This is a genomic window from Profundibacter sp. (assembly GCF_965277155.1).
In the GTDB taxonomy this organism is placed as follows: Bacteria; Pseudomonadota; Alphaproteobacteria; order Rhodobacterales; family Rhodobacteraceae; genus Profundibacter.
The window spans coordinates 51,404-63,576 of sequence record NZ_CBDIBV010000013.1 but is presented as its reverse complement, the minus strand read 5'-3'; the positions used below and the strand labels follow the sequence as shown (position 1 = coordinate 63,576).

Below are 12,173 nucleotides of genomic sequence, written 5' to 3'. Positions count from 1 at the left end.
TTGGGGGATTTTTAGAGGTTCCCAGTAGGATGAAAGCGGGGGAAAGAAAGGATGTTTTCATAACACAACGCTAGGCAATTGTGGGGCACATGGCAAATAATAATGCGTAAAAGCGCAGGTTTCTGTTGCCAGGTACCTGCAAACCCCGCCTTAGGCTGCTAAGCGTAAGGACTTAAGATTTCGATAGATCGAACCGCTTACGCAGCCAGAGCCATCGGAGCTTTGTTGTCATTTGCAACTAGCTTTAATGTACCGATAACGGTGGTAACTCACCGAAACAAAGCTAACCCCTTTAGACGTTCGTCGATCCTGTTTCGACCCCATGACTGCCAAATGAGCAGGTTTTGGTGGAGTCGCCGGGTACCGCCCCCGGGTCCGATCCGCTTATTACGAGCGCGTTTATGTCCATAGTCCCCGAAAGGACAGATCATATATAAGGTGCGGGCAGGCGGTTGAAAAGGGGTTGTCGATTAATAGTTGCCGTTTTCGGGGCGAAAGTGGCCGGTCATGTCATAGGCAAACAGGATGTCGTTTTCGCGGTTGCCCCAGCCGATGTTGTGGATGATCAACGGGTTGCCGGTTTGCGGGTCCACCTTGTCGCTGACGATGCCCACATGCGGGGTACCGGGGCGCAGCATCCATGTGACGATGTCGCCGGGCAGGTAATCTTCTCGCTTGTCGGTCATGGCAACAGTCGCGCCATGACGTTTGAAAAAGGTGATCAGGTTGGGCACGCGGCGGTGGTCGATGTTGCTGTCAGGGCGCGTCAGGCCCCAGATTTTCGGATAGCTGGCGAAATGCGCCTTCATGTCGGTATGGATTTTGGATTGCAAATCAAACCCGTGCGCATCCCGCAGGGCACGGATCACCACATCGGTGCAGACACCACGCTGGCGGGGGACATCGCCGTTGGGAAATTCAAGCTGTTGATAGCTGCCGTCATAGATCAGCGTTATGCCGATCTGGGTGCGGGCTGACTGGATCAGGGCAGCGGACCATGGGGTTGTGGTCTGTGATTGGGCAGTGGTTTCCTGACCCGTGGCCGTTGACGAAAAGGGCAGGGATGAAAACAGGAAAAGCACAAGGAACAGTTTGGTCATCAGTGTCATAAAGGGGCTATAGCGCAGGGCGGGGAGGGGTGAAAGTATGCTGGGCAAGAATACGCCTGTCACAGCCACAGCGCGCCCAGACTGATCGCACCGACAGCGATCAGGCTACTCGCCCAAACCACATCTAGATTGAACCAGCCCTTGCTGAGAAACCGGACCCCCAGCCAGTGATGAACGGCAAAGGCGATGATGCCGCCTGACAGGATCATTGCGGCTGTATGTACCAGCGCCACCAACAGCGACAGGCCGGCCGCGCGTGTCATCAGGGTGTTTGCCGCGATATGTCCGGTTGATTGGGCAGCTGTGCCGCAAAGGCCCAGATAGATCGGCACCAGCATCAACGCCGCCCCATGGGCCAGCGCCACCAGAAAAGACCAAAGCGCCAGACGTGACGGGGGAATGCGGGCCAGAAAACGCGGGTGACGCCGGTTGATCAACAGATATAGGCCAAGCGCAATGACCACCAATGCGGCAACAACGCGGATTTCCACCTGCCATTGCACCAGCATGGTCATCAGGGCAAAGGGCAGCAAGATGCCGATCATCGCCGCGAAATGTCCCACCGCCAGCGCGGCCAATGCACGAAACAGCGCCCCACGCCGCCTTTCCATCAGGGCGGCAGAAACGGCCAAAGGCCAGCCCATGCCGGGATTTACCCCGTGGTAGATGCCGCTTGCGATCACGGCCAGCCACAGGCTGGCCGTGCCGCTGAACAAATCCGCCAAGACCTAGACGGAGGGGTAGCAAAAGCTGTCGGTCGAGCAATCCCCGCCCTCGAGCCGGATCTGGTGCGAACGATAGCCGTCGGGAAATTTTGTCCAGAATTTCTTGTCCAGTGTCAGCCCGCCGTCCTTGCCTGCATCCGCCTTGACCATCGCCGCCGGCACGCCGTCGGGATAGAACTGGTCATCCCATGTGGAATAGAGCGAATTGGTCCAGTAAACCCGCTTGCCATCTCGGCTAACCTCGACCATTTGCGGGCCACCTTTGTAGGTGTTGCCGCTGGGATGGTCCGCCTTGCGGACGATGCCGCCGATATGCACCGAGCCTACCAGTTTTGGCTCCATCGGATCAGATACATCATACTGGCGCATCTCGCCGGTGCCCCAGCAGGCGACATACAGAAACCGGTCATCCAGCGACAGGTCGATATCGGTGACCAGCGGCGGCACGGCGCCAAAGCCCTTCAGCAGTTCGGGCAGATCATCGGCATCGGCGGGCTCTGGCGGAATGGTGGCGGTTTTCCTGATGTGGAATTTGCCATCCTCGCGCCACCACGTCCAGATCGAGCCCTCAAGGTTGGTGTTGTCAATCACCACTCCCAGAAAGCCGTATTCCTTGACCGGATCATGGGCCGGGCGGATTTCCAGTGCCATCTGGTGGTTTTCGCCCAGATCAAGGGTTTGAATGTTCTTGCGCCCGCGCAGGTCCCAGAAATGGATTTTATGGCCGTATTTGCCGCCCATCAAATCCTCGGCGACGATGCCGTTTTCATACTGCGGTGGTAGGCCCCATTCGCTGGAGACCATGTAATCGCGTGGCAGGTTCCACCAGAAATCATAATGCTTGTCCTGCGCGCCACGGTCCATTTCATAGCGCCCGATGATGTCGAAGGTTTCGCAATCCATGATAAAGATGCCGGGTGGCCCGTCGGTGCCGTCCTTGCCGCCACCGCCAAGGGTGGAAACATAAATCCCTTCGGGGCCGCAATGGATGGTGTGAGGGCGGGAATAGCCGGTTTTGGCAAACAGTTCCTCGGGTTCGATGATCTTGTGGATTTTTGCCTTCAGTGGCTCTTTGACGTCAATGATATAGATGCGCGATGAGCGGATGCCCGGGATGATCAGGTAACGCCGCTCCAGAAAGGCGTGACCGGTCAGCGGGGACAGGGCCGAGGAGCAGGCGTTCCAGCCGAAATGATGGAATTCATCGCCCTTGTTTGGCATGACAACCGTATGCACGATCTGGCCGTAGTCCTTTGATTTCGGGTCCACATCAATGATTGCCAGCGCATCAGGTTGTGACGCATCGGGGCTAAGCAAAAGCGTATAGGCCAGTGTTTCAACGGGGGCTTTCATCGCTAGTTTGGCCGAAGCATGGAAGGTTGGATCAGGTCGTAAATTCATGGCGCGTTTCCTTGTTTTATTGAGGTTTTTGGTAAAATAAACTCAGGGTGCGGCGTAATAACTGCCCGCAAACAAGCCATCAGTCTGCGACAAATTGACCCAACGTCAAGGGAAAAGAAGGCCCGCGCGGATTTCGGCGAAAAACAGCGTCAGAGTTTGGTGATCCGAAATCTTTGAAAGATTTCGTTCTGTTTTCTTTCAAAAAGACCTCTGCATGAGGCCATGGCTTTCGGTTGAAGCAAGATTTCGGCCGCCCACCTTGCGCCCCTGCGGGTCCGGCGGACAGACGGGTGGCGGGGTTTGGGGCTATGCGATTGCGGGGGTTTGCGGGTTGAGGGTGATCCTGTTTGCGGCCTTGAGCAGGTTTTGCGCGATGGCGGCCATGACCATCTGGGCATGCACCCTGGCGCGCCCGAAATATCTCGCCCGCTGCAGGCCGAAGAGGCGTTTCATCGTGCCGAAAGTCTGCTCGATGCGGAAGCGGCGTTTCGAAATCAGCCGGTTGAAGCGTTTCTCCGATTGCCGCAGGGGGCGGCCGCGCGCTGCCTTGCGCAGGATGCCGTCGCGGTATTTGCCGCGCAGCATCTGGCGGTTGGCCTTGCTCGCATAGGCCTTGTCGGCCAGCACCCGCTGCGCCTTTGCGCCCGCGATCATGGTGGCGAATTCGGGGCTTTCGGCGGCATTGGCGGGCGTGGTGTGCACCTTGTCGATAAAGCCCTCTTCGTCGCAGCGGGCAAAGCCCTTGTAGCCGAGCGTGCTCTTGCGGCCCTTCTTGACCCAGCGGGCATCAGGGTCGGCGCTGAAATGCAGCTGTGCCCCGTCGGGTGAGACCTCGGGCGGATCATCCGGCGTCCCTTCCCTTGCCCCGTCCTCTGCCCGGTCCTGCGGGGCGTCGATATGGGTGCGCGGGCGCGCCGCCGCCGCGATCAGGGTCGCATCAATGATCGCCGCCTCAGCCTCTTTCAGCTTCAGCCCATGCGCCTCGATCTGGCGGCAGACCTCGGCCAGCAGCTCATCGTAAACGCCACCCCGGACCAGCGCATTGCGGAACCGGCAGTGGGTCGTCTCATCCGGCACCGACGCGTGCAGATCGAGCCCGCAGAACAGCATGAAATCCAGCCGCACCTTCAAGGCCCGCTCCAGCTTCGGGTCGCTCAGCCCGTGCCACTGGCCAACCAGAAGACACTTGAACAGAACCAGCGGATCATAGCCCTGAGGCCCGATCCCCGAGCGCCCCAGACCGCGCCGCAGGATCGGCAAAAACGAGTTCCAATCCATCAGCGCGTCGATCTTCGACAGAACGTCATCCGCGCCGATCCGTGCCGCCGCTTCGTGCAGGAAAAGGTCCATCTATTCACCCCAGAGATTTCCCGGCTAGCTTACCAAAACGGCCAACCCGGGGGAATCCCGATGTTATGCAGAGGTCTTTCAAAGAAAACAGGTGCTACACAATGGGGCGCACGGCTTGTCGATTGCAAAACACAATGATCTGTCCGGCGTTTTCAAACCGCGCGAAATCCGCGGCGCTGCAGTTCTGCACAAAACAGATACATCCCGACAAACCGTTCAATATCGCGGGCCTTGCGGCGGATCACTTCGCCCCGCTGCACGGCTTTCGAGGCAAACATGTCCTGCAGCCACAATTCGGGCGTCAAAGGTGAGGAATGATACGTCATACCACCACTTAGACGCAGCATGGTAAACAGCCGGTTAACCACTCTTGCCCGCGTCATCCATCAACGCTCTACAGTCAGGGAGTGGTGGAAACGGTCAGATCATCCATCAACATTTGCCAGTAATGCCGGGTGCTGATTTCAATGCGGGTTATGTCGGGGACCATTGGTTGATAGTTGACCGGGCTATAGGCAGACAGGCCCACTGCATCGGTCTGGATCAACTGATCGCCCCTGTAAAAGGACAAGATCACCTCTTCGCCTTCGCTTTTTGGCCAAGCAGCGGTCAGATTGACTGACAGCAGGGAAAACGGGGTGTCGGCATAAATCCGGGCCGGGTGACCGGAACTGGTGTAAAGGATATGGTTGCCGCTGGTGGTGCCATTGATATAGCCGATGTTTACATTACCCATATCCGCACGCATTATATTCAGGTTGAACCAGTTCAAGCCGCCATAGCCGTTTGGTGCTTTTTTCAAACCGGTTGGGGCCTGCCCTTCGAAATCTATGGTGTGAATGCGGCTAACTTGGGCATATTCAACCCCGATCAACCCGACATCAACCGGATAATCACCAACAACGACGGGGCGCGATTGCCCGTTGGTGACCAGTTCGTATGTGCCACGCTGGATGCGCCAGATGAATTGCTGACCAGGAGCCAGATCGATGGTTTCCAATGTCTTGCCATCCTGTTGCAACAGGATATGGCCGTCCTTGTCACCGCTATATGTACCTCGCAAAAATTTGTTGCGGGCAATGCCGATGGGATGCAGCATTTCCTGCAAGCCGACCCCGGCGGGCGACCCCGGTATCTCGATCAGCGTTGCCTGCTGGGTTTGATTGTCGGTAGTGTTGCGCCAGCCCCGTGGCAAATAGGCCGTGAATTCATAAACACCGGCCTGCGAGAGCGGGGAATCTTCATGCGTGGTGGACGCACGGAAATTGGCAAAACCGTTCAGGTTGGTTCTGGCCACTGCCACCGGCATGCCATCTCTGGACAGGCTAACCACGATATCGGCCATCGCCCTATCGCCGGTATCGTATCGACCATTTTCATTAAGGTCATTGAACAAGTAGGCGGAAATATTGACTTTACCGCTACTGCTATCCCAGTTATCCCGCATGGGATACAGAAGGTCTTCTTCTCCGGCAAAAGCGGTATTTACTTGAGTTGCGAGAATGGCTGTTAGAAGTAATGATCTGAAGGGAACCTCTAAAAATCCCCCAAAATCCGGCCTGACGGGGTAGAATCGTCATCAGGATGAAAATGATTCGACCGACGGGGTTTTGTCATGGGTCAGATGGGATTTTTTGATCTTTCCAGCCGATACGCGGGACTGGACAAATCTGGTGATCCGCTGGTGTTGCTCAACGACATGGTGCCGTTCGAGGATTACCGGGACGAGCTGAAGGCCATATGGCGCACGCCGCCCGAACAGCGCAAATCCAACGCTGGCCGCCCGCCTTGGGATGAGGTGCTGATATTCAAGACGATGGTTTTGCAGCAGCTCTACAACCTCTCTGACGATCAGATCGAGTATCAGATCCGCGACCGCCTATCGTTCATGCGGTTTCTCGGCCTTGGCATTGAAGACAGCGTACCTGACGCCAAGACCATCTGGGCCTACCGTGAAAGGCTGGCCGGGGCCGGGAAGATGAAGGAGCTGTTTGACAAGTTCGATGCCTTTCTGCGCGAAAAGGGCTATCTGGCGATGGGCGGGCAGATTGTTGATGCGAGCATCGTTCCGGCGCCGCGCCAGCACAACAAAAGGGACGAGAACGAGAAAATCAAGGCGGGCGAAACGCCTGAAGAGTGGGAGGAAAAACCCCACAAGAAGCGCCAGAAGGACGTGGATGCGCGCTGGACGAAGAAGCACGGCAAGAGCTATTACGGCTACAAGAACCACATCAATGTCGACCGGCGGCACAAATTCATCCGCGCTTATGATGTCACCGATGCCGCCGTGCATGACAGCCAGGCGCTTGCCGGTCTGATTGATGCGAGCAACACCTCATCGGACCTGTGGGCCGACAGCGCCTATCGCTCGCAAAAGATCGAAAGCGAGCTGGAAGAGCGGGGGCTTCACAGCCATATCCATCACAAGGGCAGGCGCGGCAAGCCGCTTGGCGAGCGCCAGCAAAAGGCCAACCGGAGGCGCTCGAAAGTGCGGGTCCGGGTCGAGCATGTATTCGCTTTTCAGGAGCGCTCCATGGGCGGCAAGCTGATCCGCTCCATCGGCCTGAAGCGGGCGCGATTTCGCATCGGGATGATGAACCTGGTCTACAACATGAAGCGCTTCGTCCAGTTCGAATGCGGCCTGGCGGCGCCGGGATAAGGGTTCATGGGGTGAGGTGTGCCTGAAATACCCAAAACCGGCTTGAAACCGGTGAAAATGGGTTTATGATCCGAAGCAATCAGGCGGGACAGGCGAAAAACCGTCCACCCCGCCGCGAAGAAGGCGAAAACGGGAATTTACAGAGGTTCCCTGAAAATGGTATTGCCCCCTACCGGTGACCCCGTTCAGGGGTGTGAATGCGGGGATAGTGCCAAGATAGCCCCCCGCTTGCAATATCCATTATCGGCAAATCAAGAGTCCCATCATGGGCGCATTTTAGAGTTTTCAGCTCTTCTTGCGTGCCATTACATCGCGGGCAAGGTGCATGGTATAGGCTGCCAGTTCTTGCAGGGCTATATCCGCATTCCCCCCATCGCCAGCCTCGATTGCATTGGCAATCTGGGTGTGCAGGGCTACGATCTGTTCGCGCGACCGCGCCGTAAAGGTGATCATGTTCATCAAGGGTTCAATCGCCTCGATCGCGCCGGCCAACTGGTAAGACAACACCGGATTGCCCGCGCCATCCACCAGCGCGCGATGAAACGCTACATCACTGGCGCAAAACCCTTCGTCCGACAGTCCCGGTTGCCCCTGCCTGTGGATTTCCGCCCGCATGGTAGCCAGATGATCTGCCGTGCGCCGTTTGGCCGACAGCGGCGCACAGGCGCGCTCCAGTGTGAACCGCGCTTCGCAGGCGGTTTCGAAATCCACTTCGTTCATTGACAATAGCAGGGTCGAGGTGGTGATTTGCTGTCCGTAGGCGTCCTCGAACCGCAGCCGGTTCACAAACGCCCCGCCGGTCGCGCCGCGCTGGGTGCGGATCAGGTTTTGCGCCGCCAGCCGTTTCAGCGCCTCGCGCACAGTGGGGCGCGATACGTTGAATTTTTCGCTCAGTTCGGCTTCCGATGGCAGGCGCTCATCGACGATCAGGGTGCCGGATACAATCGCATCACGGATTGCCTCGGCAATCTGCACCGACAGTTCGCGGGATGTTTCCAGATCGGTTTTCATAGATTTTATTTGTCAGACAATTAAAGCTGTGGCAAGAGTATACCCAAATGTAAGACAATTAACACGGGCCACGGCGGCCCAAAGGGAGGACGCAACAATGGGCACCAAAATAGACAAGATACTGGAAGCCGCAAAAGCGCATTGCGAAGATGTAATCAAACCCAATGTGGACGACTGGAACGAAAAGGGCGTCTGGCCGCGTGCCGCATCCGCCATGGCCGGTGCCGCTGGCCTGACCGGCCTTTATGCGCCCGAGGAATGGGGCGGGCAGGGCTTGCCGCTGGGCGAGGGCATCCGCGTATACGAGGAACTGGGAAAGGGTGATGGTGCCTATGCGTTCGCGTTGTCGATGCACAATATCTGCACCTATGCGACTTGCGGGTTTGGCACCGAGGCATTCAAGCAGAAATGGGCCAAAGACCTGACATCGGGCCGCAAGCTGGCCAATTTCGCCCTGACCGAACCGCAATCGGGATCAGACGCGATGACCATGTACACCCGCGCGGTGATCAACGGCGACGGCACATGGACGATCAACGGGTCCAAAGCGTGGGTTTCGCTGGCGGATGAGGCGGATGTTTACCTGACCGTGGTTAAAACCAGTGACAAGCCGGGCCACAAGGACATGGCGATGATTGCTATTCCCAAGGACGCCGAAGGGGTTTCCTTTGGCCCGCGTTACAACACGCCATCCTATGAATTCCTGCCGCTGTCTGAAATGTATTTCAAAGACGTTGTGGTGTCCGAGGACAACATCATCCTGCCAATCGGGCAGGGTCTGCAAGGCTCGCTGATGGCGATCGACATCGCGCGGGTTTCGATTGCATCGGGCTGTTGTGGTCTGATGGAAACAGCGCTGGACACCGCACTGGCCTATGCCAAGAACCGCAAGATGTTTGGCGGCAAGAACCTAGATCTGGACGGGATCCAGTGGATGCTGGGCGATGTGGCGACCAATCTGGAAGTGTCGCGCCTGCTGTATCGCGAGGCCGCCAATGCGCTGGGAACCGACCGTGGCCCGCTGATGGCCGCGCATGCAAAACGCTTTGTGCCCGATGCGGCGGTTGAGGCGGCCAACATCTGCACGCAGGTGCTGGGTGGTTCGGGCCTGCTGAAAGAATACGGTCTGGACCGCCTGTCGCGCCTGGCACAGATGTTGCGGATTGTTGACGGCACCACCGAAATCAGCCGTGTGGTGATCGGGCGGGCCTTGCAGAAACGGGCCAAAGGCTTGCCGGACGTTCGTATTCCCAAAGGGTATGGGGAATAGCCATGATCACCCCCAACTATGTGCAAACATTTGCACTTTACAACAAATGGCAGAACCATAGCCTTTATGGGGCTGCCGACACGTTAAGTTCTGATGAACGGCTGCTTGATCGGGGGGCATTTTTCAAATCCATTCAAGCGACGCTGACCCATATTCTATGGGGGGATACCCTGTGGTTAAGCATCTTTGACGGGGGCGAGAAGCCCGATCCGCAAGTCGCGCTTGCAGGGGAATACCCATCAGACTGGAACACACTGAAAACAGATCGCCTTGCCACGGATAATCGTTTCATTGATTGGGGAACGCGCATAACACAAGCCGATCTTGAAGGCGATTTCACGTGGTATTCCCGCACAGTAGAACGTGAAATTACAAAACCGAAAACGGTCTGCGTAGCCCATATATTCAATCACCAAACCCATCATCGTGGCCAGGTCCACGCCATGCTGACAGCGGCTGGCACCAAGCCGGACGATACGGATTTGCCATTTATTCCAGATGACTATCTGGCCTAGGAAAAGGAAACCGACATGACATTCAACGCATTGATCGTCGATAAGAACGACGAAGGCAAAACCAGCGCATCCGTGCAGCAGATTTCCGAAGATCAGCTGCCCGATGCCGAGGTCACAGTGGCGGTGGAATTTTCCACCGTGAACTACAAGGACGGGCTGTGCATCGGGCCGGGTGGCGGCTTGGTGCGCAACTATCCGCATATCCCGGGGATTGATTTTGCCGGCACCGTGGAAACCTCGTCAGACGAGCGATACAAACCCGGCGACAAAGTGGTGCTGACCGGCTGGCGCGTGGGCGAGGCCCATTGGGGCGGCTATGCGCAAAAGGCGCGGGTAAAGGCCGACTGGCTGGTGCCGTTGCCCGACGGGCTGACCACACGTCAGGCAATGGCGGTGGGCACGGCGGGCTTTACCGCGATGCTGGCGGTGATGGCGCTGGAGGATCACGGACTGGTGCCGGGGCACGGGCCTGTGCTGGTGACGGGGGCTGCGGGCGGTGTTGGTTCGGTCGCCACGGCCATTCTGGCGAACCTTGGGCATGAGGTTGCCGCGGTAACAGGCCGTCCCGAGGCGGCTGATTACCTGAAATCCCTTGGCGCCACCCAGATCGTACCGCGCGAGGATATCAACGAGACCACCAAACGCCCGCTCGAGGCCGAAACATGGACCGGCTGTGTCGATGCCGTGGGTGGAGACATGCTGGCGCGGGTTTTGGGACAGATGAAATACGGCGCTTCGGTTGCCGCTGTGGGGCTGGCCGGCGGGGCCCAGTTGAACGCGACCGTTATCCCCTTCCTGCTGCGCGGTGTAAATCTGTTGGGGATTGATAGCGTCATGCAACCTTACGGGAACCGCGTCAAAGCATGGCAGCGGATCGCGCAGGATTTGCCGATGGACAAGCTGGAAAGCATGATCCGGCCTGCGACTTTGGAGGACCTGCCGCAACTAGGCCGTGACATCCTGAAGGGTCAGGTCAAGGGGCGTGTGGTGGTGGATGTAAACGGGTGAGACCTATTATTGCTTTCTGATGCTGAACTGCTTGGGGGCAAACTGGTGTAAATCAACAAACAGATTTATAGGGATATTATGACAGTTTGGCGCCCAAGACAGAATATCCGTGTTATTGTGATCGGCCTCAATTGGCGGGGCCGATCCATTCTTGCGACGGAAGTAATGGATGACGCCGGTCGCATCAAAGGCGTTCGCCCACTTGGCGGTGGTATCGAGTTTGGGGAAACCTGGCAGCAAGCATTGGCCCGAGAGTTCCAAGAAGAGCTTGGTGTGGAAATTTCGATGTCCGAAACACCTTTGGTCATGGAGAATGTCTATAATCACGAGGGTATGACCGGTCATGAAATAGTTTTTGGGTCATGCCTAGCTGAGTGACAATAAATTGTCATAAGGCTATGAAAAGGCATGAAGAATAGATACGCACACGGTTCCCGCGTTTCAGAGAAGAAAATCCGCGAGATTGTTCGGTATTTTGCCGCTGATCTGACGGCCACCCAGGCTACCCAGCTCTCGGGTCTCAACCGCAATACCGTCAATCGGTTTTACCGCGCTTTGCGCGAGCGTATCCTTTTGGCCTGCGAGGCACAGCGTCCGATGTTCGGCATCATAGAAGTGGACGAAAGCTTCTTTGGCGCGCGACGTGTGAAAGGCAAGCGCGGACGCGGGGCTTATGGGAAGACGACCGTGTTTGGCGTCTTCGAGCGTGACGGAAAGGTCTACACCGAGATCGTACCGGACTGCTCAAAGCCAACCCTGCAAGGGATTATCCGCGGTCGGGTTGATCCGGCATCCGTGATCAACACAGACGGCTGGCGCGGCTATAACGGTTTGGTGGATTTGGGATACGGGCACTTCCGTGTCGACCATTCCAAGGATGAATTCGCGCGTGGCCGCGTGCACATCAACGGCATCGAAGGCTTCTGGGGATTGGCCAAACTACGCCTTGCCAAGTTCAAGGGCCTTCCCAAACACACCTTCCATTTGCATCTCAAGGAAACAGAATGGCGCTATAATCATCGCAACTTGAACAAGTACAAGATACTGCTAAGCTACCTCAGAGAAAACCCGCTCAGCTAGGCATGACCCTAGTTTTTATATCGGATATCGAGTTTGCCGAGGGAA

General features: G+C 57.0%; 13 protein-coding genes and 1 other RNA gene. 6 read left to right on the top strand and 8 right to left on the bottom strand.

Annotation, left to right across the window (positions count from 1 at the left end; genetic code table 11):
- Window positions 1–111 precede the first annotated feature (111 nt).
- The 7 genes from ssrA to ACQY4M_RS15440 form a co-directional block, all read right to left on the bottom strand.
- Window positions 112–463: a transfer-messenger RNA gene (gene ssrA / locus ACQY4M_RS15470) on the bottom strand.
- A 7-nt stretch (window positions 464–470) separates the two neighbouring features.
- Window positions 471–1,109 (bottom strand): DUF1287 domain-containing protein, encoded by a 639-nt coding sequence (locus ACQY4M_RS15465; RefSeq protein ID WP_428545909.1) that lies wholly within the window; start codon window positions 1,107–1,109, stop codon window positions 471–473.
- Between the two features lie 59 nt (window positions 1,110–1,168).
- The gene (locus ACQY4M_RS15460) at window positions 1,169–1,753 is read right to left on the bottom strand and encodes a hypothetical protein (RefSeq protein ID WP_428548205.1); all 585 of its coding nucleotides are present in this window, start codon (window positions 1,751–1,753) and stop codon (window positions 1,169–1,171) included.
- Between the two features lie 84 nt (window positions 1,754–1,837).
- Entirely contained in the window at window positions 1,838–3,235 is a 1,398-nt protein-coding gene (locus ACQY4M_RS15455) for a selenium-binding protein SBP56-related protein (protein ID WP_428545906.1), read from the bottom strand.
- Window positions 3,236–3,541: 306 nt separating this feature from the next.
- On the bottom strand, window positions 3,542–4,585 hold the full coding sequence (locus tag ACQY4M_RS15450; protein ID WP_428539221.1) for an IS5 family transposase: 1,044 nt from the start codon (window positions 4,583–4,585) through the stop codon (window positions 3,542–3,544).
- A gap of 152 nt (window positions 4,586–4,737) precedes the next feature.
- Window positions 4,738–4,968, bottom strand: coding sequence for an aspartate aminotransferase (locus ACQY4M_RS15445; RefSeq protein WP_428545903.1), 231 nt, complete (start codon window positions 4,966–4,968; stop codon window positions 4,738–4,740).
- A 17-nt stretch (window positions 4,969–4,985) separates the two neighbouring features.
- Window positions 4,986–6,032, bottom strand: a complete 1,047-nt coding sequence (locus ACQY4M_RS15440; RefSeq protein WP_428545900.1) for a hypothetical protein — start codon at window positions 6,030–6,032, stop codon at window positions 4,986–4,988.
- A gap of 168 nt (window positions 6,033–6,200) precedes the next feature.
- Between ACQY4M_RS15440 and ACQY4M_RS15435 the strand changes: the two genes are divergently transcribed.
- The gene (locus ACQY4M_RS15435; RefSeq protein WP_428539227.1) at window positions 6,201–7,244 is read left to right on the top strand and encodes an IS5 family transposase; all 1,044 of its coding nucleotides are present in this window, start codon (window positions 6,201–6,203) and stop codon (window positions 7,242–7,244) included.
- 285 nt (window positions 7,245–7,529) lie between these two features.
- Here the strand turns inward: ACQY4M_RS15435 and ACQY4M_RS15430 are convergent, their stop codons facing one another.
- Window positions 7,530–8,255 carry a FadR/GntR family transcriptional regulator gene (locus tag ACQY4M_RS15430; RefSeq protein WP_428545898.1) on the bottom strand — a complete coding sequence of 242 codons (726 nt, stop codon included), beginning with the start codon at window positions 8,253–8,255 and terminating at the stop codon, window positions 7,530–7,532.
- 97 nt (window positions 8,256–8,352) lie between these two features.
- Here ACQY4M_RS15430 and ACQY4M_RS15425 point away from each other — a divergent pair, with 97 nt between their 5' ends.
- From ACQY4M_RS15425 to ACQY4M_RS15405, 5 genes are all read left to right on the top strand, one after another.
- Window positions 8,353–9,525, top strand: coding sequence for an acyl-CoA dehydrogenase family protein (locus tag ACQY4M_RS15425; protein ID WP_428545895.1), 1,173 nt, complete (start codon window positions 8,353–8,355; stop codon window positions 9,523–9,525).
- A gap of 2 nt (window positions 9,526–9,527) precedes the next feature.
- Window positions 9,528–10,040 carry a DinB family protein gene (locus tag ACQY4M_RS15420; RefSeq protein WP_428545892.1) on the top strand — a complete coding sequence of 171 codons (513 nt, stop codon included), beginning with the start codon at window positions 9,528–9,530 and terminating at the stop codon, window positions 10,038–10,040.
- 15 nt (window positions 10,041–10,055) lie between these two features.
- Entirely contained in the window at window positions 10,056–11,048 is a 993-nt protein-coding gene (gene acuI, locus ACQY4M_RS15415; RefSeq protein WP_428545889.1) for an acryloyl-CoA reductase, read from the top strand.
- Window positions 11,049–11,126: 78 nt separating this feature from the next.
- Window positions 11,127–11,426: an NUDIX domain-containing protein gene (locus ACQY4M_RS15410; RefSeq protein ID WP_428545886.1), complete on the top strand. Its 300-nt coding sequence runs from the start codon at window positions 11,127–11,129 to the stop codon at window positions 11,424–11,426.
- Between the two features lie 30 nt (window positions 11,427–11,456).
- Window positions 11,457–12,128 carry an IS1595 family transposase gene (locus ACQY4M_RS15405; RefSeq protein WP_428539759.1) on the top strand — a complete coding sequence of 224 codons (672 nt, stop codon included), beginning with the start codon at window positions 11,457–11,459 and terminating at the stop codon, window positions 12,126–12,128.
- Window positions 12,129–12,173 lie beyond the last annotated feature (45 nt).

Excerpts from the sequence above, each read along its gene's own strand:
- ACQY4M_RS15420 (WP_428545892.1), top strand. The coding sequence starts at position 9,528 with ATGATCACCCCCAACTATGTGCAAACATTTGCACTTTACAACAAATGG.
- ACQY4M_RS15430 (WP_428545898.1), bottom strand. The coding sequence starts at position 8,255 with ATGAAAACCGATCTGGAAACATCCCGCGAACTGTCGGTGCAGATTGCC.
- ACQY4M_RS15440 (WP_428545900.1), bottom strand. The coding sequence starts at position 6,032 with ATGCGGGATAACTGGGATAGCAGTAGCGGTAAAGTCAATATTTCCGCC.
- ACQY4M_RS15410 (WP_428545886.1), top strand. The coding sequence starts at position 11,127 with ATGACAGTTTGGCGCCCAAGACAGAATATCCGTGTTATTGTGATCGGC.
- ACQY4M_RS15465 (WP_428545909.1), bottom strand. The coding sequence starts at position 1,109 with ATGACACTGATGACCAAACTGTTCCTTGTGCTTTTCCTGTTTTCATCC.
- ACQY4M_RS15445 (WP_428545903.1), bottom strand. The coding sequence starts at position 4,968 with ATGACGCGGGCAAGAGTGGTTAACCGGCTGTTTACCATGCTGCGTCTA.
- ACQY4M_RS15405 (WP_428539759.1), top strand. The coding sequence starts at position 11,457 with ATGAAGAATAGATACGCACACGGTTCCCGCGTTTCAGAGAAGAAAATC.
- ACQY4M_RS15450 (WP_428539221.1), bottom strand. The coding sequence starts at position 4,585 with ATGGACCTTTTCCTGCACGAAGCGGCGGCACGGATCGGCGCGGATGAC.
- ACQY4M_RS15425 (WP_428545895.1), top strand. The coding sequence starts at position 8,353 with ATGGGCACCAAAATAGACAAGATACTGGAAGCCGCAAAAGCGCATTGC.
- ACQY4M_RS15435 (WP_428539227.1), top strand. The coding sequence starts at position 6,201 with ATGGGTCAGATGGGATTTTTTGATCTTTCCAGCCGATACGCGGGACTG.
- ACQY4M_RS15455 (WP_428545906.1), bottom strand. The coding sequence starts at position 3,235 with ATGAATTTACGACCTGATCCAACCTTCCATGCTTCGGCCAAACTAGCG.
- ACQY4M_RS15460 (WP_428548205.1), bottom strand. The coding sequence starts at position 1,753 with ATGGGCTGGCCTTTGGCCGTTTCTGCCGCCCTGATGGAAAGGCGGCGT.
- acuI (WP_428545889.1), top strand. The coding sequence starts at position 10,056 with ATGACATTCAACGCATTGATCGTCGATAAGAACGACGAAGGCAAAACC.